Origin of the sequence: Ralstonia sp. RL (assembly GCF_001683835.1) — a bacterium.
GTDB lineage: Bacteria > Pseudomonadota > Gammaproteobacteria > Burkholderiales > Burkholderiaceae > Ralstonia > Ralstonia mannitolilytica.
In genome coordinates, this window is record NZ_LWRX01000019.1 from 1 (window position 1) to 26896 (window position 26896).

Below are 26896 nucleotides of genomic sequence, written 5' to 3' on the forward strand. Positions count from 1 at the left end.
CCTGCGGCGCCATGTTCCGGCCCCTTCTGCCGGCCGCCGCAGCTGTCCCAACATCAGCCGAAGAGGACCCGCCAACATGAACTGGACCGCGATCCGACCGATCCGCGTGGTCGTGCTAGACGACCATGCCGTCGTCCGTCACGGCACGGTTGCGCGTCTGACGCAGGAAGCGGACATCGAGATCACCGGCGTGTTCGAATCGGGCCGCGATCTGGTGCAGGCGCTCAAGCGCGGCGCCGCCGAGGCCGACGTCCTGCTGATGGACTACGCGCTCGGGCCGACCGAGATCGACGGCCTGAACCTGATCCGCCTGATCCGCGTGCGGTATCCGGATGTGAAGATCCTCGTCGCCTCGGCGCATCACAACAAGGCGACCGTCGGCATGGCGATGCATGCGGGCGCGCGCGGGTTTGTCGGCAAGGAAGAGGAACTGTCGGAACTGGTGGCGGCCATCCGCACCGTGGCGACGGGCGGCAAGCGGCTGAACGCCGCGCTGGCCGCCGAGATGGAAGGCGACGCGCTGGCCGACGCGCCCGCGGCGTCCGTCAAGACAGGCGACAAGCTGTCGCCGCTGGTCGACCGTCCTGAGCTGAGTCCGCGCGAGAGCGAAGTGCTGCGCTGTTGCCTCGCCGGCATGTCGGTGACGGACATTGCCGAGAAGTTCGCGCGCAGCATCAAGACGATCAGCTCGCAGAAGCAGTCGGCCTACCGCAAGCTGGGCATCCAGAACGACACCGAGCTCTTCAAGATCAAGCACGAGGTCCAAGGCCAGTGAGCGCACCGCCCGTGCGGGCCTGCGCAGCCTGGCGCAGGCGCTGACCGGCGCCGGCATCGCTGTCGCGCGCCGCGCGGTGCACGCGGACGTCCCGACCGGCCGACCGGCCCCGCGGCGTCCCGCTCAAGCGTTGTGGAGCACCCGCAGCAGCAGGTTCTCCAGCTGCTTCACCTCGGCCTGCGAGAAGCCCCGCAGCAGGTGATTGAGCACGTCGATGATCAAGGGCTGGATTTCGGGGTACAGCGCGCGGCCCTGCTCGGTGAGCGAGACCACGACCGAACGCCGATCGGCGTCGCTCGGGGCGCGCTTGACGATGTTTTTCTTCTCGAGCCGGTCGATGAGCCGGGTCATCGCGCCTGGATCGTAGTGCAGCAGCCGTGACAGCTCGGCCGGGGTGCTGGCCAGGTCTTCGGCCAGGTAGACGACCACGGTCCACTGCGCCGCCGTCAGGTCCAGCGATGCGAGGGCACTGTCGATATGCGTGACCAGCGCATGCCGGACCCGATGCACGAGTCGGCCCACGTTGTTTTCCCGGTCCATGCTGTCAAGCTGGTAGGCGCCACCGGTGGCGCCACCTGCGGCAGCCTCAGGTGTCTGTACGTCGATGTTCATGGTGGTGCTCCCCGTTCTGCCGGTGATCCGGCTTGTAAGGCTTGCCGTCCGTGCCCTGCCTGTCTGCGCGTTCGCGCGGGCGTGCTTCATTGCACACTAATCGTCGCTTGCCCAGGCCGTCAAGCCGGGATCGACACCAACGCTCATCATCAAATCTGGTTGGATACCGCTGCAAAACGATTGCGGCTGCCCGGGGGTGGGGTGGTTCGTATCATGCTTGAAACGTCGCGGCTGCGCGTGGGTTGTCCGAAGTGGCGCGGCGTGCCTGTCCTCGTCCATCTTCCTGTTTTCAACGCCATGAACCTCCACCTTCAGAACAAGCTCGCTCTCGTATCCGGGTCCACCAAGGGCATCGGTCATGCCATCGCTGTAGCACTCGCGTCAGAGGGCGCCCGCGTGATCGTCAACGGGCGCACCGAGGCCTCCGTCGCCGATGCCATTGCACGCCTGCAGGCCGAGGTGCCCGGCGCGCAGGTCGAGGCGTTTGCCGGCGATCTGTCCAACCCGCTGCAGGCCGACGCGCTGGTGGGGCGCTTTCCGAAGGTCGACATCCTCGTCAACAACCTCGGCATCTTCGATCCGAAGCCGTTCGAAGAGATCGACGACGCCGAATGGCTGCGCTTCTTCAATGTCAACGTGATGAGCGGCGTGCGGCTGTCGCGCGCATACCTGCCCGCCATGCGTGCGCAGGATTGGGGCCGCATCGTCTTCATCAGCAGCGAAAGCGGCGTGCAGATTCCGGCCGAGATGGTCCATTACGGCGTGACCAAGACCGCGCTGCTGGGCCTCTCACGCGGACTGGCCGAGCTGTGCGCCGGCACCAACGTCACGGTGAATGCCGTGCTGCCGGGGCCCACGCGTTCCGAAGGCGTGGACGAATTCGTCGGCAAGCTCTCGGGCGGGCAGAGCTTCGAGGCGTTCGAGAAGACGTTCTTCGAGACCGCGCGGCCGACCTCGCTCATCAAGCGCTTTGCGACGACGCAGGAAGTCGCCAACCTCGTGGCCTATGTGGCAAGCCCGTTGTCCTCGGCGACCACGGGCGCTGCGCTGCGCGTCGATGGCGGCGTGGTCAAGTCGGCGTTCTAGGCACCGCGTCGGGCTGCATGCCGGGCCGCAAATGTTGCAATCGGCCGCGCGACCGCCACAATGCATCTTCGAGCAGCTTTTGAGGGTCCGGATGGAGCGCAGACACGCGGTGAAGGGTGATTGGCAGGGTTGGGAGGGTTGGCAACGGCGTTGCGTGGCGTGGCTCGCAACAGCCGCGTTGGGCATGTTGGGGGCGAGCGCATGGGCGCAGCCGGTGGCTTCAACTTCCGAACCCGCCCCGCATATCGCGGTGTACTACGGCCGCGATGTGCCCGTGCCGGAATTGCAGGCGTTCGACTGGGTGGTGTTGGACCCGGCCAGCGCGGGTGACTTCAACCCCAAGCAGCCGTCGCCCACGCAATGGCTTGCGCGGGTCGACCTCCTGCCGCTGGCCGACGCAATGCGCGCCGCCGGCGCCCCGGACAGCGTTGTCGACACCGTCTTTGCGCCGCTGCTCGCGCAGGGCTACCACGGCTTCCTGCTGGATGGGCTCGACCGCCTCCAACGCTCCGCACCCGACGCCGGGCAAGCCGTGGCGGCGCTCGCGCAAGCGCTGCACCGGCGTGCATCGCACGCGAGGCTGCTGGCCGGGGGCACTGCGTGGCTGGATCAGATTGCGCCACAACTGGCGGGCGTGGTGACGCCAGGCCTGGTGCGCGAGCGTGCCGATGGCAGCGACGCGCTGCGCGATGTGGCGCCCGATGCGCGCGCCGCCCGCATTGCAACGCTGCGCAGCATCGCCGAGCAGTACCACCTGCCTGCGCTCGCGCTCGACTACTGCCCGAGCTATTCGCGCACCTGCCTGCGCGAGACCGCCAACGTTGCCCGCGCGGCCGGCGTGTCGAGCTATGCCACCACGCCGGGAGCAGACGCGGTCGGCATCGGCCGGCTCGAAGTGATGCCGCGTCGCGTGCTACTGGTCGAGCCGCAAGCGCCGGACACGAGCGCCAACACGCAGCCTTCGGTGCTGTATCTGGCCATGCCGCTGAACTATCTCGGCTACCGCGTCGAAGTGGCGGACGCCAACAAGCCCCTGCCGACCCTGACGCCGGACCGCTACGCGGGCGTCGTCACGTGGTTCGATACCAATGCCCCGCGCCCCGGCGCCTGGGCCGCCTGGCTCAAGCGGACCATCGGCGCCGGCATCCGGGTGGCGATGTTCAACCGCTTCGGCATGACGCTGGATGCCGCCATGGCCCAGACGCTCGGCCTGAAGACGGTGCCCGGTGCGCCGGCCGAAGCGATCTCGGTGGTGTCCCGCGACCCGATGGTCGGTTTCGAGCTGCAGCCGCACCCCGACCGGCGCCTGGCCGTGGGCGTGCAGGTCGACCCGGAGGTGCCGGGCATGCAATCGCTGCTGCGCCTGTCGGCCGGCAGCTATGTCTACGATGGGGCGGCCATCACGCCATGGGGCGGTTATGTGCTGCAGCCGTTCGGCGTCTTCCGCATGCCCGACGTGGATCAGGCGCGATGGGTGATCCAGCCGCTCGATTTCCTGCGGCGTGCGCTCGCGCTGCCCGCCATGCCCGTGCCCGACACCACCACCGAGAACGGCCGCCGCCTGATGACCGTGCATATCGACGGCGACGGGTTTGCCTCGCGCACCGAGTTTCCGCCGGGCGAGTTTTCGGGCCAGGCGCTGCTGCGCGAGATCCTGGCGCGCTACAAGGTGCCGACCACCGTGTCGGTCATCGAAGGGGAGGTGGCGGCCGACGGCATCTATCCGAAGCTCACGCCGCAGCTCGAGCCCATCGCACGCAGCCTCTTTGCGCAGCCGTATGTCGAGCTGGCCAGCCACACGTTCTCGCATCCGTTCAACTGGCTGCGCGTGGCGAATCCGCTCGAGCCGGGCGCCACCGCCACGGCCTCGGGCGCGGATGTCTTCACGCTCAACATCCCAAACTACCGGTTCGACCTGGACCGCGAGATTGCCGGCTCCATCAGCTACATCAACCGCCGTCTGGCGCCGGCGGACAAACGCGTCAAGGTGCTGCTCTGGAGCGGAAACGGGCAGGTGCCGCCCATCGCCGTGCAAAAGGCCAACGAGGCCGGCGTGCTGAACATGAACGGCGGCGACACCTACATCACGCGCTCCAACCCGAGCTGGACGGCGGTGGCGCCACTGGGTGTGGACAAGGGCAACGGCCTGTTCCAGGTGTTCGCGCCGCAGCAGAACGAGAACGTCTACACCAACCTCTGGCACGGCCCGTACTACGGCTTTGCGCGCGCCATCGAGACGTACGAGCTGACCGACAGGCCCTACCGATTCAAGCCGATCGGCATTTACTACCACATGTATTCAGGCACCAAGCTCGCCTCGCTGAATGCATTGCGCCAGGTGTACGACTGGGCGCTCGGGCAGCCGGTCATGCCGGTCTACGCGTCGGACTACATCCGCAAGGTGCTGGATTTCCGCGCGTTTTCCATCGCGCGGGACGGCGACGCCTGGGTCGTGCGCGGAGTGGGCGACCTGCGTACCGTGCGCTGGACCGGTACCGGCACGCCGCGTCTGTCCGACGCACGCGACGTGGCAGGCTATCGGCCTGGCCCGGGCGGCACGTATATCCACCTGGCCAGCGGTTCGGCGCGGTTCACGATCAGCGGCGCACCGGAGGCGCTGCCCTACGTGCGCGAGGCCAACGGCCGCCTGTCCAACTGGCAACGCGCGGCCGATGGCCGCTCGGTGGCGGTCGACGTGGCCGGTTATACGCGCCCGTTCATCCGCTTTGCCAACGCCGGGGGCTGCCGCGCGAGCGTGGACGGGCGGGACGCCGGCAGCGCGCCCGGCCCCGACTGGCGGATCGATCTCGGCCCGGGCCATGCCGCCGCGCCGAAACCCCAGCACGTGGAGCTGCACTGCGGCGGTTGACGGTGCGCAGCCGTCGCCGATGACCGCCCTCGGGTAGCAAAGCTCAACAAAGCCCAAAGAAAACGTTTGCGCTCAAGCTTTTCCTCGTTGATCCGTTGTTAACCCGACTGACGATCCCGAGGAAAAACAACATGCGAGCGTCTGCGCCCCTGTCTGCGTCTTCACAACCCGCCGCGAGCCTCGGCACCCGGCTGGCCCTCATCGGCCTGGCCGCGCTGGTGCTGGTCTTCGGCTTGTTCGCGTTTGCGATTTCGCAATCGAGCCTGCGTACGCTGGAGGCCAATGCGCAGTCGGCCATGCACGACCAGGAAGCCGCCATGCGCGACATGATCGGCCTGTTCGACGGCACCATGCGCACGGAAGCCGACCGCTTCCTGACGGCGTTCGCCGATGCCGCGCCCGGCCCGTACAGCGTCGATCCTGCCCAGACCGTGGAGATCGCCGGCAAGCCCACGCCCACGTTCAGGAGCGGCGACACGGTGCTGAACCTGAACTTCTCGGTGCCGGACAAGTTCTTCGCACGCACGGGGGGCACGATCGCCACCGTCTTTGCGCGCACGGGCGACGATTTCGTCCGCGTGACCACCTCGCTGAAAAAGGAAAACGGGGAGCGCGCCATCGGTACACTGCTCGACCGGGCACACCCGAGCTACAAGGCGCTGATGGCCGGCGAGCCGTTCCGCGGCCTGGCGTGGCTGTTTGGCGTGCCCTACATGAGCAAGTACGAGCCGGTGCGCGACGCCTCGGGCAAGGTCATCGGCGCGCTGTACGTGGGTGTGGACGTGCGCTCGGAACTGGCGCTGCTCAAGGACAAGATCCGCGCGCACGGGATCGGCAAGACGGGCGGCTACTTCGTCATCGACGGCAAGCCCGGCGCCGACCAGGGCAAGGTGCTCATCGACCGCAACCAGGCCCGCGAAGGCAAGAACCTGATCGACGTGAAGGACGCCGCCGGCCTGGCCTGGGTGCGCGAGATGATCGAGCGCAAGGAAGGCACGCTGCGCCATACGCTGCCCGATACCGAAGGCGGGCCCGCGCGCGAGCGCTTCACCGTCTTCACGCAGTATCCGGACTGGAAGCTGGTGATCGCCGGCACGGCGTATGTGGACGAGCTTGAAGCCGACCTCATCTCGGCGCGCAACCGGTTCCTGCTGCTCGGGCTGGCGCTGGGCGCGCTCCTCGCTGGCGGCCTCTACTGGATGTTGCGCCGCGCGGTAAGCGCGCCGCTGGCCGAAGTGGTGAACGTGGCCCAGCGCGTGGCCGCCGGCGACCTCACACACCGCCTGCCCACCGCGCGCCGCGACGAAATCGGCCAATTGATGCGCGCCATCAACGGCGTGGGCGATGGCCTGACGGGCATCGTCGACAAGGTGCGCGCGAGCGCCTCCACCATCGCCTCGAGCACCGGCCAGATCGCCGCCGGCAATGCGGATCTCTCCGCCCGCACCGAAGCCCAGGCCGGCAACCTCGAGCGCACGGCCTCCAGCATCGAAGAACTGGCCGCCACCGTACGCCAGAACGCCGACAGCGCCCAGCATGCCCACGACATGGTGCAAGCCGCCAGCGAAGCGGCGCGCATGGGCGGGCAGACGGTGGAGCGGCTGGTCGGCACCATGTCGGGCATTCACGCCACAGCGCAGAAGATTGCCGACATCACCGGCATCATCGACGGCATTGCCTTCCAGACCAACATCCTGGCGCTCAACGCCGCGGTCGAAGCGGCCCGCGCAGGCGAGCAGGGCCGCGGCTTCGCGGTGGTGGCTGGCGAAGTGCGCAGCCTCGCGCAGCGCAGCGCGGCCGCCGCCAAGGAGATCAAGGCGCTCATCAACCGCTCGGTCGAGGAAGTGCAATCGGGTAACGAGGCTGCCCGCGGCGCCGGCGAAGCGATGCAGGACATCGTCACGCGCGTCGAGCGCATTACCGGCCTGATGGGCGAGATCAGCCATGCCTCGCGCGAGCAGTCTCAGGGCATTGAAGAGGTCAACCGCGCCGTGACGTCGATGGACGAGGTGACGCAGCAGAACGCAGCGCTGGTGGAGGAGGCCGCCGCCGCCGCGGAAAGCCTGCGCCAGCAGGCGCAGGAGCTGCGCGGCGCGGTGGACGTGTTCCGCCTTGCCTGAAGCATAGGGTGGCGGCGTCTGTCACGTTGCGTTGCAATTAGCGAGAATCAGGCGCCCGATCGATGCAAACCTGTACGTGGCGGAACTGCAGCGCGGCAGGGGCGCTCGCAGCACGATATCCGCCGCTGTTTTTTGCAACAGAACGTGGCGGAAAGACGAACCCGCAAGCGCGCCACCGTTCATGTCCACCGCAGATTCCTCTTTCCATTCCGTCGTTGCCATCGACGATCACCCCATCGTCCTGGAATCCATTCACGCTCTGCTGGCCGGCTCGCCGCACCTGCGTCTCGTAGCCACTGCGGCGGATGGCGCCGAGGGTCTGCAGCTGATCCGGTCGGCGCGCCCCAAGCTCGCCATCGTCGACATCAACCTGCCGAGCCTCGACGGGCTTGAGCTCGTGCGGCGCGTGCGCGCCCAGCGGCACGACATCGGCCTGGTCGTCACGTCCGCTGACACGACGGGCCACGAGGCGCGGCTCGCGTTCCTCGCCGGGGCCAACGCCTATGTGCCGAAATCCGAAGCGACCTCCGTGCTGACCGCAGCGCTGCAGCTGGCCGCGCGCGGGTACCTGTCGTTCCCCCGTTCGGCCATCGGCGCGTCCGAAGGCTCGGGCCTCGATACGCTCACCAAACGCGAAATGCGCGTGAACCAGCTCCTAGCCGAGGGGTATCGGAACACGGAAATCGCCAGGCGCCTGGGCATCTCCCCGAAGACGGTGTCCACCTTCAAGCACCGGATTTCCCGCAAGATTGGACTGCCTGAGTGAGTGCTCCCAACGCTCAGCGCAGGCAAAAAAAAGAGGCCGCGGGTCGGCGGCCTCTTAAGGTCGATATGAAGCTGTGAAACTGTCATTCAAGCTTCGGCCGGAATCATAATCGAGAATTGCCGGCCCATTAGACTTTATTTTTCATCGTTTTTTTGATTACATTGCGCATATTCTGGATTACAGATCGTAAGGCATTGGATTTCACGCGTACAAGCGTGCCTTACGGTTTGGCTTCATACAATGTAAGGTATTGATTTCAAAGAAAAAAGTTTGCGTATTCATTTCGGTTTCGTATTTACCACAGCGTGATCGCTTTCAGTATCGCCCCCATTCCTTCGGCATACATAATTGCCACCCATCGCAATTCCCCGCGATAGTGTTTTTCAAGGAAAACGATATGAAGATCAAGCTGTTTGCGGCCGCTGCTGCCGCTCTGGTTTGCGCCGGCGCGTTCGCTCAATCGAGCGTGACGATGTACGGTGTGGTTGATGCCGGCGTTGAGTGGGTGAACAAGGCGCCGGGTAATGGCGGTTCTCGCGGTGCCGTGCAGTCGGGCGGCTTGTCCGGTTCGCGCTGGGGCCTGCGCGGCGCTGAAGACCTGGGCGGCGGCCTGAAGGGCATCTTCAACCTGGAAAGCGGTTTCAACCTGGACGACGGCAAGATGGGCGAGGGCGATCGCCTGTTCGGTCGTAACGCCTACGTCGGGCTGGAAGGCCAGTGGGGCCGACTGACCCTGGGGCGCCAGCAGACCCTGCTGTATGACTTCGGCCTGCAGTACGACCCGATGGCCGTTTCGCGCTATTCGCTGGCTTCGCAGGATGTCGCCATGGCGGGCCGCGCAGACAACGCGGTGAAATACGTCGGTACGTTCGCTGGCGTGACCGCGTCGGCGCTGTACTCGACGCGCAACGACGGCCAGGAGATCGCCGGCGCCAGCAAGCTGGGCCGCGAGTGGAGCCTGGGGCTGAATTACGCGATCGGCCCGTTCTCCGTGGGCGCCGTGTATGACCAGATGCGCGGGAACACGGACGTGCCGGCCGCCTACGGCATCGTCTCCGACCTCAAGGTGCAACGCGCGACGATCGGCGGTACCTACGTGTACGGCCCGGCCAAGCTGTTTGCGGGTTATCGCTGGCTCAACACGACGCACCCGCTGGCGTCCGAATCGGTGCTGCGTTCGAACCTGTACTGGCTGGGCGCCGGCTATCAGGCCACTCCGGCCCTGACGCTGACGGGTACGGCCTACTACCAGAACTTCAAGACCACCGGTGCAGGCAACCCGTGGCTGTTTGTCCTGAGCGGCGACTATGCGCTGTCCAAGCGCACCGACGCTTACCTGAATCTCGCCTACGCCAAGAACAGCAGCAATGCAGCCTTGCCGCTGGGCGTGGCCGGCCTGGGCGACGTCTTCACCAGCACGGACGGCAGCAGCAACAACCAGATGGGCGCCATGGTTGGTATCCGCCACAAGTTCTGAGTGCGCTTGATCGGCTTGCAAAAAAAAACCCGGGCACTGCCCGGGTTTTTTCTTTGGCGTCCGAATTGCCGATCAGTGCAGCATGACGCGCCGCACCAGCGCGACCAGCGGCGGCCGGATCGAGCGCTCGAACCCCGGGCGCAGGCGCAGCGGCTTGAGCAGCATCTTGGCCGCCATGTCGATCGGCAGATGCGAGCGTACCAGCGCGCTCACACGCGAATTCAGGGCCCGCACATCGGCTTCGGGCACGTCTTCCTGGCCGCGTTCGATGCGCAGCACATTGCGCAGGGCGATCATCGAGTCTTCGTTCTTGATCTCACGCAGGCGCGAGGCGAGCGCCTTCAGTACGCGCGTGCGGCCGACGCCTTCGTATGCGTTGCATTCGTTGAAGAAGCGGAAGAAGTGCTTGTAATGCCGGACCTCGTCGGCGGAGATGCGGCTGGCCAGGTCGCGCAGCACGGGCTCGTCGGCATCGGCGGCGGCCTGGGCGATGGCGCGGTAGAACGTGGCGGTGCCGGTCTCGACCACGCAGCGCGCAACCATCTCCAGTGCCTGCGTGGGCTCGAAGTGGTCGACCGAGCAGGTGACCGAGTATTCCTCGAAGAAGCGCGCGTAGCCCCGCTCCCAGTCGAATTCGGGCCAGACCGTTTCGACGTAGCGGCGCAGCGCACGGCCGTGCTGGAGCTCTTCGCGCTCCCAATGGGAGATCAGCCAGTGCGCTGTTTCCGGGCGGTCGGCGTAGTACTGGGCGAGGTTGCCGGCGTAGAGATCGGAGCCGCTCTCGATGAACGAGGCACTGGCGACGAGGTAGAACAGCGTGCGGTTTTCCCGCACGCGTGCGACGTCGATGCTGTCGTAGGCGATCTCCTGGATCGTCCAGGGCAGCTGTCCACTCGCGGATTCGGTTTGTAGATGAACCTGTGACACGGCGCGTCCTCCGTTGGCGTGGCCGCAAAAAGCGGGCCGCCTCTAACGTGAGAATGAGACATCACGTACCAGGTTTCAAGACAGATTGGCTCGCGTAAAGGTTCCTGACAGCAATCTTCTGCGCGTCAAGTGGCGTCGAAGTTACGGCGATTGCGTCACGTCGCGACCGGGAAGCACCGTACGCGCGGGGCGACGCTGGGCCCGCCGCAGGCCATAGCTGAATGCCGCGAGTGCGACCAGCGCGGCTGCCACCATCGCCCACTCCACGGCGGCATAGCCTCCGGTGGCCTTCCACAGCAGCGCGCCGAGCCACGGCGCGCCGGCCTGTGCGAGCAGCACGGGCGTCATCATCAGCCCATTGAGCGTGGCGTACTGGTTGCGCGAGACCAGCTCCGGCATGGCGATCGCGCGGACCATGGTGTTGATGCCGTTGGCCGCGCCGTAGACGAGGGCGAAGCCGATCAGCAGCGGCCCGGTGGAGACGGCCAGCAGCACGAGGGCGAGGGCCATGGCGGCATACGTCCAGGGTGCGATGCGCACCGGCCGCGTGGAGTGCAGCCGCATCATGGCGAGGCGCCCGAGCACCTGCGCCGGGCCGATGAGGGCAGCGATCAGCAACTGGCGGCTGGTTGGCACGCCTTTTTCGGTCAGCAGCGGAATCAGGTGGGCCCCCAGTACGGTGGCGACCAGGCTCGTGGCCACGAACGCCAGGACCACCGCCCAGAACACCGGCATGTGCAGTGCCATGCGCCACGCCGATACATGGATCGGCGTGGTCGGATCCAGTGTCGTCGCGGCGTGGGCCGCCGGCCGCACGCGAAGCCGCGCGTGGATCGGCAGGCAGACCGCCACATGCGCCAGCGCAAACAGCTGCAGCGTGTGCCGCCAACCGATGGAGTTCACGCCCCACTGCGCAAGCGGGATGCAGATCGTGCTGGAGAACCCCGCAATCAGCGTGAGGCCGATGATCGGGCGCTGATACGCATCGCCGAACGCCTGCCGCAGCACGACGAAGGCGGGGTCGTACAGCGTCGTGGCCATCGCGACCCCCATGGGCAGCCAGAGCAGCAGGAAGGCGGCCTCGCTGCCCACGAGCGACCACGCCAGCAGGCTTGCCGCCGCCAGCACCGTGCCGACGCCCATGACGCGCCGCGCCGGCCAGCGGTCCAGCATGCGCCCGACCCAGAACGAGCACAACGCCCACACCAGCAACCCCAGCGAGAAGCCGCCCGCCAGGAACGGCCGCGCCCAGCCGAGCGCGTCGTGCATCGGCGCCAGAAACACGGTGAACGTGAAATACAGCGTGCCCCACGAGACCGTTTGTGCGAGGCCGAGCAGCACGACAAGGCGCCGGCCTTCAGCCGAGGCCGGCGAGAGCATGGGGGGCATGGAGAAGACGCGTTGGCGCCGGACGAACGCCCGGCGTACGCGCATTCTAGCGACGCTGCTCCGATCGCGCGTGCCCCGTCGGCGGGGCATGCTCAGGCGTTGCCGCCGAACAGCCTGCGCAGTGCCGCCGTATCGACGAGCTCGACCGTCCGGTAGTGGCACCGCACCCATCCGGCACGCTGCCATGCCTGCAGGTACTTCGAGATCGTCTGCCGCGAGCGTGCCAGCATGCGCCCCAGTTCTTCGTTGCTGGCGGCTACGGTGCGGCCGTCGCCCGCCCGGGCGAGCTGCAGCAGGCGCTGGGCCAGGCGCGCATCGGCCGGCATCTCGCTGGCGCGCTCGAACTCGTCGAAGATCAGGCGGATGCGCTGGCAGAGCTGCTGCATCAGCGCCCACATGGCGGCCGGGTAGACGGATACCACCCGCGCAAATGCCGCGCTGCCGAGCAGGATCAGCGTGGTCGGCCCCTGGGCGTGCGCGCTGTGGGTGCGGCCGCCGCCGTCGATGAGGGCGATCTCGCCAAACCATTCGCCGGCGCGCAGCACGCCGTAGACGAGTTCGCTGCCGCCGCCGGTCGTGCGGCTGATGCGCACGCGGCCGCGCACGATCAGGAACATGCCCTGCGCCGGCCCGCCGTGCGGGTGGATGCATTCGCCGTCGGGGTAGGTGACGAGCCGGGTGGTGGGGGCGATCTCGGCCAGCAGTTCGGCCGGCGCATCGCGCAGCCAGCCCTGGGCCAGTTGGGCGGGCGTCGGCGCCGGAGCGGTATGGGAGACGTCTGCAGGCATGGCGGCATGGTGCAGCGATGGGCGACCGGCCCATTGTCAAGCGCTTGACAGTCTGCGTGCAAGCGCCGGGCACAGAATGGCCCTTCAGCCGCGCAAACGCCGTCCATACGACGCGGTACCCGACGCGACCATTCCGGCGACGAAGGAGACACCCCAATGACCGATCCCCAACACACCGCCGCGCGCGCGACGTTTTCCCATATGGAGCACGGCACGCGCGAAGACTGGGCCGCCATCTCGGCCGAGTTCATGCCCTATGCCCGCGCGCTGCCCGACCGGGTGCTCGCGCACCTGAAGCTGCTCGACGGCGATTGCGGCGGCTTCCCGATCGACCGTCTCGCGCATTCCCTGCAAACCGCCACGCTCGCCCACCGAGACGGCCGCGACGAGGAATACGTCGTCTGTGCGCTGTTGCACGACATTGGCGACACGCTGGGCAGCTTCAACCACCCGGACATCGCCGCGGCCATCCTCAAGCCGTTCGTGAGCCCGGAAAACCTGTGGATGGTCGAGAAGCACGGCATCTTCCAGGGCTACTACTTCTTCCACCATCTCGGACTCGACCGCAACCTGCGCGAGCAGTACCGCAACCAGCCCGAGCTGTTCGAGCGCACCGCCGAGTTCTGCGCCAAATACGACGCCGCCGCCTTCATGCCCGACTACGACAACCTGCCGCTGTCGTTCTTCGAGCCGATGGTGCGGCGCGTGCTGGCCAAGCCACGCAACTCCATCTACGTGAAGGAAGGCGAGAGCGAACTGTCGCAGCCGAAAGCCGCGGCAGTGTGACGTGCCGGGCTAGGACCTCACCACATTGACGGGCGCGCCGGCCGCCCACGCCGCCACGTTGGCAAGCGTTGTGTCGGCAATGCCCGCCAGCGCCTCGCGCGTAAAGAACGCCTGATGCGCGGTGACGATGACGTTGGGAAAGCTCAGCAGGCGCGCCAGCACGTCGTCCTGCAGCACGTCGGCGGAGCGGTCTTCGAAGAACAGATCGGCCTCTTCTTCGTAGACGTCGAGCCCAAGGTGGCCGAGCTGGCCGCTCTTGAGCGCGTCGATCAGGGCGGGGCTGTCCACCAGCCCGCCGCGGCTCGTGTTGATGAGCATGGCGCCCGGCTTCATGCTGGCGAGCGCGCTGGCGTCGATGAGGTGGTGTGTGCCGGCGTTGAGCGGGCAATGCAGGCTGACGATATCGGCCTGCGCCAGCAATTCCGGCAGCGGCACGTAGCGCACGTCCAGCGCCGTCAGCGCCGCTTGCGGAAACGGATCGAATGCCAGCACGTGACAGCCGAAACCCGCCATGATGCGCGCGAACACCTGGCCGATCTGCCCCGTGCCGACGACGCCGACAGTCTTGCCGGCCAGGTCGAACCCCAGCAATCCGTCCAGCGAGAAATCGCCTTCGCGCGTGCGATTGCAGGCGCGGTGCAGCCGCCGGTTCAGCGTGAGGATCATGCCCACCGCGTGTTCGGCCACCGCGTGCGGCGAATACGCCGGCACGCGCACCACCGTCAGCCCCAGACGCTGTGCGGCCGCCAGGTCGACATGGTTGAAGCCCGCCGAGCGCAGCGCGATCAGCTGCGTGCCGCCCGCTGCCAGCGCCTCGAGCACTTCCGCATCGAGGCAATCATTCACGAACGGGCATACCACTTCAAAGCCGGCCGCGAGGGATGCCGTCTGCGCGTCGAGGTGCGCGCGCTGGAAGACGAGGTCGAAGCCGTGGCCGCCACGCGCGAGTGAGGCGCGGAAGCTGTCTTCGTCGTAACGGTGGCTGCTGAAAAAGAGAATGCGCATGGCGGTGGGGCAAGCGGACGTGATGCCTGCAGCTTACTCGCACCGCCGGGTGGCGGCGCTCAGAGCGTCAGGACGATGCGGCCATCTACCTTGCCGGCCTTCAGATCGGCGAACGCCTGGTTGATGTTGTCGAGCTTGTCGCGGTGAATGTGGGCGCGTACCAACCCCTCGGCGGCAAACTGCAGCGACTCCTGCAAGTCGCGCCGCGTGCCCACAATCGAGCCCCGCACGGTGATGCCGTTGAGCACCGTGGAGAAGATCGGCAGCGGAAAATCGCCCGGCGGCAGCCCGTTGAGCGAGATCGTCCCGCCGCGCCGCACCATGCCCAACGCTTGCGCAAAGGCGCTGCGTGACACCGCCGTCACCAGCACGCCGTGCACACCGCCGATCTCTTTCTGGATCACGGCCGCCGGGTCTTGCTGCGAGGCATCGACGACGAGCTTGGCCCCCAGCTCGCGTGCCAGCGCCAGCTTGTCGGGCGCGACGTCGACGGCCACCACGTGCAGGCCCATCGCAATCGCGTATTGCACCGCCACGTGTCCCAGCCCGCCAATGCCGGAAATGGCGATCCACTGGCCGGGGCGCGTATCCGTCATGCGGATGCCCTTGTAGACCGTCACGCCCGCGCAGAGGATCGGTGCGATCTCTTCGAAACTGACCTGCGCGGGCAGGTGGCCGACGTAGTTCGGGTCGGCCAGTACGTATTCGGCATAGCCGCCGTTGACGGAGTAGCCGGTGTTCTGCTGCTCGTGGCAGAGGGTTTCCCAGCCACTCAGGCAGTGCTCGCAGTGGCCGCAGGCGGTGTAGAGCCAGGGCACACCCACGCGGTCGCCTTCCTTGACGGCGGTTACGCCTTCGCCCACGGCTGCCACATAACCCACGCCTTCGTGCCCGGGGATGAACGGCAGGCTGGGCTTGACGGGCCAGTCGCCCTCGGCGGCGTGCAAGTCTGTATGGCAGACGCCCGAGGCCGCGATCTTGACAAGAATCTGCCCGCGCCCAGGTGTCGGAACCGGCACTTCCTCAATGCGCAAGGGTTCGCCAAACGCATGGACTACCGCGGCTTTCATCGACTGGGCCATGAGACATCTCCGGGTTGGGGGAGATACCAGTCTGGTCGACGCCTGCCCGATGCGGGTTGATGTGAGTCAACCGCCAAGGAGGGCGAGCGGGATGGGCAACACTGTTAACATGCCGGCATCTTCAGTGTTTTCCAGCGAGCCGCTGCCTTGCCCGTCACTCCCACCTTTCTCTGGCACGACTACGAAACGTTCGGCGCCGTGCCGCGCCGTGATCGCCCCGCGCAGTTTGCCGGCATCCGCACCGATGCCGAGCTGAACGAGATCGGCGAGCCGGTCGAACTGTTCTGCCAGCCGTCCAACGACTGGCTGCCCGATCCGGTGTCGTGCCTCATCACCGGCATCACGCCACAGCAATGCGCCCGGCAAGGCATTCCGGAATACCGTTTCGCCCAGGCCATCGAGCGCGAACTCGGCACGCCCGGCACCATCGGCGTCGGCTACAACACCATCCGTTTCGACGATGAGGTGACGCGCCACCTGTTCTGGCGCAACCTGATCGACCCGTACGCGCGCGAGTGGCAGAACGACTGCGGACGCTGGGATCTGCTCGATGTGGTCCGCACGACGTGGGCCCTGCGCCCGGAAGGCATTCAATGGCCGACGCACGAAGACGGCCGGCCGAGTTTCAAGCTGGAGCATCTGTCCAAGGCCAACGGCCTGGTGCACGAGGCGGCGCACGATGCGGTGTCCGACGTGCGCGCGACGATTGCGCTGGCGCGCCTGATTCGCAATGCGCAGCCGCGCCTGTTCGATTTCTGCCTGGCGCTGCGCAAGAAAGACCGCGTGGTGGCCGAGATTGGCGATGCGCCGCGGCCGTTGCTGCACATCTCCGGCATGTATGGCGTGGAGCGCGGCTGCATGGCGGTGGTGTGGCCGCTGGGTGGGCATCCGACCAACAAGAACGAACTGATCGTCTGGGATCTGGCGTTCGACCCGTCCGAGCTGTTCCACATGGATGTGGCGACGATCCGCGAGCGCATGTTCACGCGCACGGCCGATCTGGCCGAAGGCACCACGCGACTGCCGATCAAGTCGATCCATATCAACAAGTCGCCCATCGTCATCAGCAACATGAAGACGCTGCAGCCCGCGCAGGCAGAACGCTGGGGCATCGACTTCGCCACGATCGAACGCCACGCCGCCATCGCGCAAGCCGCGCCGGACATGCGCGAAACCTGGCGTCAGGTGTACGCCCGCGAACTGGAGCCGATCGAAGACGTCGACCAGAACCTCTACGGCGGATTCGTCGGCAACGACGACCGCCGCCTGCTCAACGAGCTGCGCACGCTCAGCGGCGAACAGCTCGCGCGCCTGCATGCGGAGTTTGCCGACGCGCGCCTGCCCGAACTGCTGTTCCATTACCGCGCACGCAACTTCCCTGACACGCTGAACGAGGAGGAATACGAGCAGTGGGAGCAGTTGCGCGCCGAGCGGCTGTTCGAAGGCCGTGACGGCTACATGACCTTCGAAATGTTCGGCGAGCGGCTTCAACAGTTGGGCGCGGAAGCGGCAGAGAACGGCGACACGCGTGCGCAGGGCATCCTGCAGGATCTGTACGACTACGCGCAGCAGATCGTGCCGGGCTGACGAAGCCGACGCATCAAGAAAAACGGAGGCCGAAGCCTCCGTTTTTTATTGGCGATGCCGAACGCTTAGCGCCGATCAGGCCGCCTGCTGTGCCGCCGCCGGATCGCGCCACTGGGCCAGCAGCTTGTTCCAGCGGATGCGCGCCGCAGCCAGGTTGGCCTCCTTCACATGGCCGAAGCCGCGGATGTCCTCCGGCAGACGAGCCAGTTCCACGGCTTGGGCCAGCTTTTGCGCCGTCAGGCCCTGCACCAGTTCATCGACCAGCGCGCGGTATTCGCCGATCAGCGCGCGCTCGGTGCGGCGTTCTTCGGTCTTGCCGAAGATGTCGAGCGCCGTGCCGCGCAGGCCCTTGAGCTTGGCGAGCAGCTTGAAGATGCGCATCGTGTTCGGGCCAAAGCGTTGCTTGACCAGGTGGCCCTTCTCGTCACGCTTGGCCGTCATGGGCGGCGCGAGCCAGAAGTTGAGCTGGTAGTCGCGGCCGGGTTCGCCTTCGAACTGCGCGCGCAGCTTGTCGAGGAAGGCCGGATCGGTGTACAGACGGGCGACTTCGTATTCGTCCTTGTACGCCATCAGCTTCGACAGGTTGCGCACCACCGCTTCCGTGAGCGCCAGCGGCTGGCCGGCCCCCACCACGGCGGCCTCTGCTGCACGCACGCGCTCGACCACCGCGCGGAATTCAGCGGCATACGCGGCGTTCTGGTATGCGGTCAGCAGATCGACGCGGCGGGCGATCAGCGTGTCGAGCGAGGGCAGGGCGATGACGTCGGCCTTGGCACGCGGTGCGTCGCCTGCCAGCTTGAGCACCGCCTCGCGGTCTTGCGCGAGGTGGCGGCCCCATTCGAACGCGGTCTTGTTCTTCTCGACGGCGACGCCGTTGAGTTCGATCGCGCGGATGAGCGCGTCGTGCGTCAGCGGAACCCAGCCCTTCTGCCAGGCAAAGCCCAGCACCAGCGGGTTGGTGAAGATGGCATCGCCCAGCAGGCGCACGGCCAGCGTGTTGGCGTCTTCAAATGCGCAGGCATCGCCGACGGCCGCGCGGATGTCCGCCTCGGCCGAGCTGCCCGGGAAGCGCCAGTTCGGGTTCTTGATGAAGTCGGCCGTGGGCGATGCGGTGCTGTTGATGATGGCGCGCGTCCGGCCGTGCTGCACCTTCGACAGCACTTCGTCCGACGCCGAGACAATCGCGTCGCAGCCGATCACGAGGTCCGCCTCGCCCATGGCGATGCGCGTGGCGTGGATCGAATCGGGGCGCTCGCCGATCTGCACATGCGAGAGCACCGCGCCGCCTTTCTGCGCCAGGCCCGCCATGTCGAGCACGGTCACGCCCTTGCCTTCGATGTGCGCGGCCATGCCGAGCAGGCCGCCGATCGTCACCACGCCTGTGCCGCCGACGCCGGTCACCAGCACGCCATACGCGCGGTGGATGGCCGGCAGCTCAGGATGCGGCAGCAGCGGCAGGCCGTCCATCGACACGCCGTGCGACTCCGGCTTGCGCACCTGCGCGCCTTCTGCCGTCACGAAGCTCGGGCAGAAGCCGTTCACGCACGAAAAGTCCTTGTTGCACGACGACTGGTTGATCTTGCGCTTCGTGCCCAGCTCCGTTTCCAGCGGCTCGACCGACAGGCAGTTCGACTTGACCGAGCAATCGCCGCAGCCTTCGCACACGGCGTCGTTGATGAACGCCCGGCGTGCCGGATCGGCCATCGTGCCGCGCTTGCGGCGACGGCGCTTCTCGGTCGCGCAGGTCTGGTCGTAGATCAGCACGCTGGTGCCCGGCACCTCGCGCAGCTCGCGCTGGATGGCATCGAGGCGATCGCGGTGATGCACCGTTACGCCTTCCGGGAGCTTGATGGCGGCGTTGTACTTCTCCGGCTCGTCCGTGACGATGACGATGCGCGACGTGCCTTCGGCGTAGACCTGCGCGGCGATCTGCGGGACGGAAAGCGGGCCGTCGACCGGCTGCCCGCCCGTCATGGCCACGGCGTCGTTGTAGAGGATCTTGTAGGTGATGTTCACCTTGGCTGCAATCGACGCGCGGATCGCCAGCAGGCCCGAGTGGTAGTACGTGCCGTCGCCGAGGTTGGCGAACACGTGCTGGTCGCCCGAGAACGGCATCTGGCCGATCCACGCCACACCTTCGCCGCCCATCTGGCTGAAGGTGTCGGTGCGGCGGTCCATCCACACGGTCATGTAGTGGCAGCCGATGCCGGCCAGCGCGCGCGAGCCTTCCGGCACGTTGGTCGACGTGTTGTGCGGGCAGCCCGAGCAGAACCACGGCTTGCGCTCGGCGGTGATGCGCGGCTTGGCGAGCGCCTTCTCCTTGGCGTCGATGATGGCGATGCGCGCGGCAATGCGGGCGCGCACGTCCGAGGGCAGCTCGAACTTCTCCAGGCGCGTGGCGATGGCGCGCGCGATGAGTGCCGGCGACAGTTCGTAATGCGCGGGCAGCAGCCAGTTGGCCATCGGCACCGACCATTCGCCGCCCGCGTTGTCGCGCTCGTCAAACTTGCCGTACACGCGCGGACGCACGTCGTCGCGGTAGTTGTACAACTCTTCCTTGAGTTGGTATTCGAGGATCTGGCGCTTCTCTTCCACCACCAGGATTTCCTGCAGGCCTTCGGCAAAGGCGCGAGCGCCCTGGGCCTCGAGCGGCCACACGCAGCCGACCTTGTACAGGCGGATGCCGATGCGGCGGCAGGTGTCCTCATCGAGGCCGAGATCGACCAGCGCCTGGCGCACGTCCAGGTACGCCTTGCCGGCGGTCATGATGCCGAAGCGGGCCTGCGGCGAATCGAGCACCACGCGGTCGAGCTTGTTGGCGCGCACGTAGGCGAGGCCGGCGTACCACTTGTAGTCGAGCAGCCGCGCTTCCTGCACCAGCGGCGGATCGGGCCAGCGGATGTTCAGGCCGCCCTGGGGCATGACGAAGTCTTCGGGCAGGAGGATCTGCGCACGGTGCGGATCCACATCCACCGAGGCGGACGATTCCACCACATCCGTCACGCACTTCATGGCCACCCACAGGCCGGAGTACCGGCTCATCGCCCAGCCGTGCAGGCCGTAGTCGAGGTACTCCTGCACGTTCGACGGATACAGCACCGGAATGCCGGCCGCCTTGAAGACGTGCTCGGACTGGTGCGCCAGCGTGGACGACTTGGCGGCGTGGTCATCGCCTGCCAGCACCAGCACGCCGCCATGCGCGGACGAGCCGGCCGAGTTGGCATGCTTGAACACGTCGATCGTCCGGTCGACGCCCGGCCCCTTGCCGTACCACATGCCGAACACGCCGCTGAACTTGGCATTCGGATACAGATTCACCTGCTGCGAGCCCCAGACCGCCGTGGCGGCCAGGTCTTCGTTGAGCCCCGCCTGGAAGACGATGTTGTGCGCGGCCAGATGCTTCTTGGCCTTCCACAAGGCCTGGTCCAGCGCACCCAGCGGCGAGCCGCGGTAGCCGGAGATGAAGCCCGCCGTGTTCAGCCCAGCGGCGCGGTCGCGCTCCTGCTGCAGCATCGGCAGACGCACCAGTGCCTGCGTGCCGCTGATGTAAATGCGGCCACGCTCGAGCGTGTACTTGTCGTCCAGGGAAACGGTTTCGAGCGCGCGGCGTAGCGCGTCGTTCAGAGGGGCATTCATGCGTGCTCCGTGTGGGTGTGCCGGGATCACCAGCAGCAGGTCTCTTTTGATGCCGCCCCCGCCGTTTCTTGTGGAAACCGGAGGACAGCCGTGGGTCTGGGCATCGTAGCACTGCGTGACACGCGCAACACCGTGCAACGCAGCAAGAACGGGGGCGGGTTTTCCCGAGGTTGCGGCGTTTTCGGCACAGAAGTGGCGCATTGGACGGGGCAGCCACGCCGATGTTGCAGCGCATGCAACGCCTGACGCGACAAGCGCCGTGCACGGCGAAGCGCGCCGACAAGCCGCGTCTGCCTGGACGATGTGGTTGCCGCCGTTCTGCCGGATACCCCGGCCTTCAGCGCCTCATCGCCGCATCGGATCGGACGGCGGCGACCTGTTCAATCACGTCGCGCATGCGCAGGACCAGGCCGTCCATCGCCGCGGCAGGCACATTGCCGTAGCCGAGCACCAGGCCGTTGTACTGCGGACTGAACGTGCCGGGCAGACAGAAGCGCGACAGCGGCCGCAGCACCATGCCGCGTTCGCGCGCGGCGCGGCTGACGTCGGTGTCGGCCACGGGCGCATCGAGCCGTGCGGACAGGTGCATGCCGCCCGCACCGCCCGACACCGTCACGATGCCTTGCAGATGGCGCTCGATGGCCGCCTGCAGCGCGTCGCGGCGCTCGCCGTACAAGCGGCGCATGCGCCGCAGGTGCCGCGTGAAATGCCCGGCCTCGATGAATTCAGCCAGCGCCAGCTGGTCGGCCACGCGCCCGCGCAGCATCAGCGCACCCGCTGTCTTCTGCAGCGCGGGCACGAGGGCTGGCGGCACCACCATGTAGCCGAGCCGAAGCGCTGGGAACAGCATCTTGCTGAACGTGCCGAGGTAGATGACGGGGGCATCGGCGGTGAGGCCCTGGACGGCGGACAGCGGTGCGCCCGTGTGGCGGAATTCGCTGTCGTAATCGTCTTCGATGATCCACGCGCCGGCCGCGCGGGCATGCTGGATGAGCGCAAGGCGCCGCTCCAGGCTCATCACGGCGCCCAGCGGGTACTGGTGCGACGGCGTGATGTAGATGAGCTTCGGGGGCGTGCGGCGCCAGTCGCCCTCGTGCGGGGCAAGGCCGTCGGCGTCCACACCGATCGGCACCAGCCGCAGATCGGCGGCCTGCAGGGCGGCACGTGCCCCGTAGTAGCCGGGGTTCTCGATCCAGGCGGTGTCGCCCGCATCGGCCAGCGTGCGTCCGCACAGGTCCAGGCTGTTCTGCGTGCCGTCGGTGATGAACACCTGCGCCGCGTCGCACCGCACGCCGCGCGAAACACGCAGGTATTCCGCCACCGCCTGCCGCAGCGCCACGTTGCCTTCCACCGGGCCGTAGCCCATCTGGCCAGGCCCGATACGACGCCAGCCGCGCTCGATGCAGCGCCGCCACTGCGCGAGCGGAAATTCATCGAGCGCCGGCGTGCCAGGCAGGAATGGCAGGGGGTCATCCATGCCGCCGCGCGGGCGCTCGAGCTCGCGCACGCGGTTCGACAGCACGGGCGACATCTCGGTCGCCTGCACGGGCGGTTGCTGCAACCCCACGCGAGCGACCACCGTGCCCTGCCGCCGGGTCAGCACAAAGCCCTCCGCGGCCAATTGCTCGTAGGCATACAGCACCGAATTGCGGGCGATACCGAGTTCTTCGGCCAGCGTGCGCGAGGGCGCCAGGCGCGTGCCTTCTTCGATCTGCCCGCTCAGGATGGCCGCGCGCAGGCACGCATACAGGCGATGCTGCTGCGACATGCGGGCACCCTCGCCGTTGCCGCGCGCGGCTGTGCGCTCGTAGTTCGACAGCAGGACGCCGTAATCCATCGTGGCTCCAGGAATGTGCGTTCAGGTGGGTCTACGCATGGTGCCACGCTTTTTCTATCGTCGGCAGACCAATGCATGACCGACAGCCCTGCCATGACGAACGAAGCCACCGCACCGACCGCACGCACGCGCGTGCGCCGTGTCGCCCACCGCGGCCACTACGACCGCACCACCCTGCATGCCATCCTGGACGCGGCGTACGTCTGCCACATCGCGTTCGCGGACGAGCATGGCGTGCATTGCATCCCCACCGCCTGCTGGCGCGAGGGCGATCATCTTTACGTCCACGGCTCCAACGGCAGCCGCATGCTCAGGCTCGCCGCCGGCGGCGCGCAGGTGTGCGTGACGGTGACGCACCTGGACGGGCTGGTGCTGGCACGGTCCGCATTCAACCATTCGATGAACTACCGCTCGGCGGTGGTCTACGGCGCGTTCGAGGTGGTGCCTGACGAGCAGAAGCCTGCCGTGCTGAATGCCTTCATGGAATTTCTTGCGCCGGGGCGCTCGCAGGAAGCGCGTGCCGGCAACGCCAAGGAGCTTGCGGCTACGACCGTGTTGCGTATCTCGCTGGACGAAGCGGCCTGCAAGGTGCGTACGGGCGGGCCGAAGGACGAGGTGGAGGATCTGGCGTTGCCCGTGTGGGCGGGGGTGTTGCCGATGGCGTTGGTGCCGTTGGCGCCGGTGGTGGAGGCTGCGCCTGTGGGGACGCCTGTGTATGTGCGGGAGTGGGGGAGGGAGTGAGGGGCGCGTTGGTTTTGTTGTTTGTGGTGCATCCCTTGTTTCATCCCCTGCCGGGGCTGAGTCACTTTCTTTGTCTTGCCAAAGAAAGTAACCAAAGAAAGGCGCGCCCGAGATGGCGACCCCCTCCTTGGATTTTTGTAACCGTGCGGAGACGGGAAAAACTCGCTTCGCTCAGACAGTTTCCCGTCTTTTTTCCGCCCGCTTACAAAAATCCAAGGCGCCATCTAGGGCAGGAACGTCAAAGGCCACACCGACGGTGTGCTGGCCTCGGTGGCACTGGTTTGCTGCTGGTGTTGCTCGCTTTGCTTCGCGTTGTGCTGTGGATTGCTACGACACTGGTGATCGATGGTTTGGCCTTTCCCTGCCCTATGCGGCGCCTTGAATTTGTGTGAGCGGGCGGAAAAAGGAAGGAGGCTTGTCTGAGCGCAGCGAGTTTGCCTCCTTCCCCGCACGGTCACAGAAATTCAAGGAGGGGGTCGCCGCATCGGGCGCGCCTTTCTTTGCTTACTTTCTTTGGCAAGACAAAGAAAGTGAGTCGCCCCCGGCAGGGGGTGAAACAAGGGATGCACCACAAGAACCCGCCCCCGCAGGGAAACACACCAAGAGATGCACCCCCAACAGAAAAGTCAGTGCACCAATTGATTGATCTCGATGATGGGCATCAACACCGCCAGAACAATCAGCAGCACCACCACCCCCATCGTCAGGATCAGCGCGGGTTCCAGCAGCCCGGTCAGGAACAGGGTCCGGCGTTCCAGCTCCTGCGCTTCTCCCTGAGCGGCGCGCTCGAGCATGGCAGGCAGGTTGCCCGTCGCCTCGCCGGAGCGGATCAAATGCACCAGCACCGGCGGGAACTGGTTCTGTGCCGCCAACGCCCGCGCCAGCGATGTCCCCTCGCGCACGCGCGTCGACGCATCCTCCACGTTCGTCTTGAGGGCGACGTTGTTCAGCGTCTCGCCCGCCGCCTGCAGCCCGCGGAGGATCGGCACGCCGGCGCTGGTCAGGATCGCGAGCGTGCTCGCAAACCGCGCCGTGTTGTACCCGCGGACGAGCTTGCCGAACAGCGGCGCGGTCAGCAGCCATCTGTGCCACGACAGCCGCAACGCCGGCTGCTGGAGCAGGTTGCGGACAAGCACGCCCACTGCCGCCAGCACGATCGCGGACAGCCACCCCCAGTTCCGCACGAAGTCCGACAGCCACAGCATGATGATCGTGAGCGTTGGCAGCTTCTGCTTGGTGTTGGCAAACACGCTCACCACCTGCGGCACCACGTACGACAGCAGGAAGATCACGATCGCAAACGCCACGACCGTCACGATGGCCGGATACGTAAACGCCAGCTTGATCTTGGACGTGAGCGCGTTGCGGCTCTCGATGTAGTCCGCCAGGCGCGAGAGCACGAGGCCGAGGTTGCCGGAGTGCTCCCCCGCGGAAACGAGCGCGCGGTAGATGTCCGGAAAATCCTTCGGATGCTGCGCCAGCGCCACCGACAGCGAACTGCCGCCCACCACCTCGGCGCGAATGGCGGCCAGCAATTCATGTACGTACGCACGCTCGGCTTGGTCGGCCAGTGCGGCCAGCGCTTCATCGAGCGGCAGTCCGGCGATCAGCAGGCTGGCAAGCTGGCGCGTGACGAGCGCGTTTTCCTGCGCAGACAGCCGCTTGCCGAAGCTGGACCCGCCGCGCTTGGTGGCCTGTGCGCCCAGCGCGTCCACCAGCAGCGGCGTCAGCCCGCGTGCACGCAGCAGCGTGCGCGCCTGGCGCGCGCTGTCGGCTTCGATGACGCCCTTGTCGGTCTTCCCGGTGGCGTCGGCGGCTTCGTAGCGGAAGGCTGGCATGCGCGACTCGCTCAATCGCGCGTGACGCGCAGCACTTCTTCCAGCGACGTGACGCCCGTGTCGATCCAGCGCTGCGCGTCGGCGCGCATGGTGTGCATGCCCTGCCCGATGGCGAAGGCCTTGATCTCGGATTCCGGGGCCTGGCGATGGATCATGGTCTGGATTTCGGGCGTGACGGTCAGCAGTTCATACACGCCGGTCCGGCCCTGGTAGCCGGAGTTGCTGCAACGCTCGCAACCGACGTGGTGCCACACCGACTTGCGCGCCGGCGTGGCCGGTGTCACGCCCTCGGCCACGGGCGTGCCGGCCACGGCTTCCACTTCTGCGGGCGTGAGTTCGAGCACTTCTTCGCGGCGGCAATGCACGCACAGGCGACGTACCAGACGCTGCGCCAGCACACCCAGCAGCGACGACGACAGCAGGAACGGTTCGATCCCCATGTCGATCAGGCGCGTCACGGCCGATGCGGAATCGTTCGTGTGCAGCGTCGCCAGCACGAGGTGGCCCGTCAGCGAGGCCTGCACGGCAATCTGCGCGGTTTCCAGGTCGCGGATTTCCCCGATCATCACCACGTCCGGATCCTGGCGCAGGATGGCGCGCAGGGCCTTGGCGAAGGTCATGTCGATCTTCGGGTTGACCTGCGTCTGGCCGATGCCGTCGAGGTCGTATTCGATCGGGTCTTCCACCGTCATGATGTTGGTGGACGATGCGTCGAGCCGCGACAGCGCCGCGTACAGCGTGGTCGTCTTGCCCGAACCCGTGGGGCCGGTGACGAGCACGATGCCGTGCGGCTGGTTGATCAGGTGGTCGAAGCGCGCGAGCGTCTCGGCGCCCATGCCGAGCTTGCCCAGGTCGAGCCGGCCGGCCTCCTTGTCGAGCAGACGCAGCACCGCGCGCTCGCCGTGGCCGGTGGGCAGGGTGCTCACGCGCACGTCCACCGGGCGGCCGCCCACGCGCAGCGTGATGCGGCCGTCCTGCGGCAGGCGTTTCTCGGCGATGTCGAGCTGCGCCATGATCTTGATGCGCGAAATGAGCGCGCCGTGCAGCGCCTTCTTCGGGCGCACCACGTCGCGCAGCGTGCCGTCGACGCGAAAGCGCACCACCGAGGCGTTCTCGAACGGCTCGATGTGAATGTCCGATGCGCCTTCGCGCGCGGCCTGCGTAAGCAGCGCGTTGATCATGCGGATGATCGGCGCATCGTCTTCGGATTCGAGCAGGTCTTCCACGGCCGGAATGTCCTGCATCAGGCGCGAGAGATCCACTTCGCCTTCCACTTCGCCCACCACCTGGGCGGCGCTGCCGTCCTGCGCGTTGTAGGCGGTCTGCGTGGCCGCCGAGAGCGCCGCGGCATCAAGCGTCACCAGATGCAGCGCGCCGAACACGCGGCCGAGTTCGGCCAGCGCCGTGCGGGAGGTTTCCGGGCAGACCCACACTTCGAGCGTATCGACATCCTGTCGCGCCACGAGCAGCTTGGCGTCGCGCGCAAATGCGTACGGCACCAGCCGCACGGCCGACTGCGAGGGCGGCTCGAGGGTGCGGGCATCGGTGATGGGAGCTTGGGTCGTGGCCATATCG

At 66.9% G+C, this 26896-nt stretch carries 19 protein-coding genes; 9 read left to right on the forward strand and 10 right to left on the reverse strand.

From position 1 onward, the window contains the following. Positions 1 to 76 precede the first annotated feature (76 nt). A complete protein-coding gene (locus A6M56_RS03170; protein ID WP_045785156.1) occupies positions 77 to 775 on the forward strand; it encodes a response regulator in 699 nt (232 codons plus the stop codon). Positions 776 to 898: 123 nt separating this feature from the next. On the opposite strand, the gene A6M56_RS03175 is transcribed toward A6M56_RS03170, so the two are convergent. Further along, positions 899 to 1387, reverse strand: a complete 489-nt coding sequence (locus A6M56_RS03175) for a MarR family winged helix-turn-helix transcriptional regulator (protein WP_045785155.1) — start codon at positions 1385 to 1387, stop codon at positions 899 to 901. Between the two features lie 297 nt (positions 1388 to 1684). Between A6M56_RS03175 and A6M56_RS03180 the strand changes: the two genes are divergently transcribed. The 5 genes from A6M56_RS03180 (at position 1685) to A6M56_RS03200 (ending at position 9705) form a co-directional block, all read left to right on the forward strand. After that, positions 1685 to 2473 carry an SDR family NAD(P)-dependent oxidoreductase gene (locus tag A6M56_RS03180; protein WP_045787687.1) on the forward strand — a complete coding sequence of 263 codons (789 nt, stop codon included), beginning with the start codon at positions 1685 to 1687 and terminating at the stop codon, positions 2471 to 2473. A 109-nt stretch (positions 2474 to 2582) separates the two neighbouring features. After that, the gene (locus tag A6M56_RS03185; protein ID WP_373271741.1) at positions 2583 to 5342 is read left to right on the forward strand and encodes a bifunctional glycoside hydrolase/polysaccharide deacetylase family protein; all 2760 of its coding nucleotides are present in this window, start codon (positions 2583 to 2585) and stop codon (positions 5340 to 5342) included. Positions 5343 to 5473: 131 nt separating this feature from the next. Continuing rightward, positions 5474 to 7462 carry a methyl-accepting chemotaxis protein gene (locus A6M56_RS03190; RefSeq protein ID WP_045785153.1) on the forward strand — a complete coding sequence of 663 codons (1989 nt, stop codon included), beginning with the start codon at positions 5474 to 5476 and terminating at the stop codon, positions 7460 to 7462. 181 nt (positions 7463 to 7643) lie between these two features. After that, complete coding sequence (locus tag A6M56_RS03195; protein WP_062737717.1) at positions 7644 to 8228, forward strand: response regulator; 585 nt, start codon at positions 7644 to 7646, stop codon at positions 8226 to 8228. A 397-nt stretch (positions 8229 to 8625) separates the two neighbouring features. Beyond that, the gene (locus A6M56_RS03200; protein ID WP_045785151.1) at positions 8626 to 9705 is read left to right on the forward strand and encodes a porin; all 1080 of its coding nucleotides are present in this window, start codon (positions 8626 to 8628) and stop codon (positions 9703 to 9705) included. A 72-nt stretch (positions 9706 to 9777) separates the two neighbouring features. Here the strand turns inward: A6M56_RS03200 and A6M56_RS03205 are convergent, their stop codons facing one another. From A6M56_RS03205 to A6M56_RS03215, 3 genes are all read right to left on the reverse strand, one after another. Beyond that, complete coding sequence (locus A6M56_RS03205; protein ID WP_233902652.1) at positions 9778 to 10632, reverse strand: ferritin-like domain-containing protein; 855 nt, start codon at positions 10630 to 10632, stop codon at positions 9778 to 9780. Positions 10633 to 10773: 141 nt separating this feature from the next. Then, positions 10774 to 12021, reverse strand: coding sequence for an MFS transporter (locus A6M56_RS03210; protein ID WP_102080294.1), 1248 nt, complete (start codon positions 12019 to 12021; stop codon positions 10774 to 10776). A 92-nt stretch (positions 12022 to 12113) separates the two neighbouring features. Then, a complete protein-coding gene (locus A6M56_RS03215; protein WP_045785150.1) occupies positions 12114 to 12809 on the reverse strand; it encodes a Crp/Fnr family transcriptional regulator in 696 nt (231 codons plus the stop codon). A gap of 156 nt (positions 12810 to 12965) precedes the next feature. Between A6M56_RS03215 and A6M56_RS03220 the strand changes: the two genes are divergently transcribed. Then, positions 12966 to 13595 (forward strand): HD domain-containing protein, encoded by a 630-nt coding sequence (locus tag A6M56_RS03220; protein WP_102080204.1) that lies wholly within the window; start codon positions 12966 to 12968, stop codon positions 13593 to 13595. Positions 13596 to 13604: 9 nt separating this feature from the next. On the opposite strand, the gene A6M56_RS03225 is transcribed toward A6M56_RS03220, so the two are convergent. Both A6M56_RS03225 and adhP read right to left on the reverse strand, forming a co-directional pair. Further along, positions 13605 to 14600, reverse strand: coding sequence for a 2-hydroxyacid dehydrogenase (locus tag A6M56_RS03225; protein ID WP_045785148.1), 996 nt, complete (start codon positions 14598 to 14600; stop codon positions 13605 to 13607). Positions 14601 to 14659: 59 nt separating this feature from the next. Further along, the gene (gene adhP / locus A6M56_RS03230) at positions 14660 to 15682 is read right to left on the reverse strand and encodes an alcohol dehydrogenase AdhP (RefSeq protein ID WP_102080203.1); all 1023 of its coding nucleotides are present in this window, start codon (positions 15680 to 15682) and stop codon (positions 14660 to 14662) included. A gap of 147 nt (positions 15683 to 15829) precedes the next feature. On the opposite strand from adhP, the gene sbcB reads away from it, so the two are divergent. Further along, positions 15830 to 17269 carry an exodeoxyribonuclease I gene (sbcB, locus tag A6M56_RS03235; protein ID WP_102080202.1) on the forward strand — a complete coding sequence of 480 codons (1440 nt, stop codon included), beginning with the start codon at positions 15830 to 15832 and terminating at the stop codon, positions 17267 to 17269. A gap of 75 nt (positions 17270 to 17344) precedes the next feature. Here sbcB and A6M56_RS03240 read toward each other — a convergent pair whose 3' ends face one another. Beyond that, entirely contained in the window at positions 17345 to 20905 is a 3561-nt protein-coding gene (locus tag A6M56_RS03240; protein WP_115044129.1) for an indolepyruvate ferredoxin oxidoreductase family protein, read from the reverse strand. Positions 20906 to 21242: 337 nt separating this feature from the next. Then, complete coding sequence (gene pdxR, locus A6M56_RS03245) at positions 21243 to 22742, reverse strand: MocR-like pyridoxine biosynthesis transcription factor PdxR (protein ID WP_102080200.1); 1500 nt, start codon at positions 22740 to 22742, stop codon at positions 21243 to 21245. Positions 22743 to 22817: 75 nt separating this feature from the next. Between pdxR and A6M56_RS03250 the strand changes: the two genes are divergently transcribed. After that, the gene (locus A6M56_RS03250; RefSeq protein WP_373271737.1) at positions 22818 to 23483 is read left to right on the forward strand and encodes a pyridoxamine 5'-phosphate oxidase family protein; all 666 of its coding nucleotides are present in this window, start codon (positions 22818 to 22820) and stop codon (positions 23481 to 23483) included. A gap of 626 nt (positions 23484 to 24109) precedes the next feature. Here the strand turns inward: A6M56_RS03250 and gspF are convergent. Together gspF and gspE are read right to left on the reverse strand one after the other, a co-directional pair. Continuing rightward, positions 24110 to 25321 (reverse strand): type II secretion system inner membrane protein GspF, encoded by a 1212-nt coding sequence (gene gspF / locus A6M56_RS03255; RefSeq protein WP_045785143.1) that lies wholly within the window; start codon positions 25319 to 25321, stop codon positions 24110 to 24112. An 11-nt stretch (positions 25322 to 25332) separates the two neighbouring features. Then, complete coding sequence (gene gspE / locus A6M56_RS03260; protein WP_102080199.1) at positions 25333 to 26892, reverse strand: type II secretion system ATPase GspE; 1560 nt, start codon at positions 26890 to 26892, stop codon at positions 25333 to 25335. Positions 26893 to 26896: the final 4 nt, after the last annotated feature.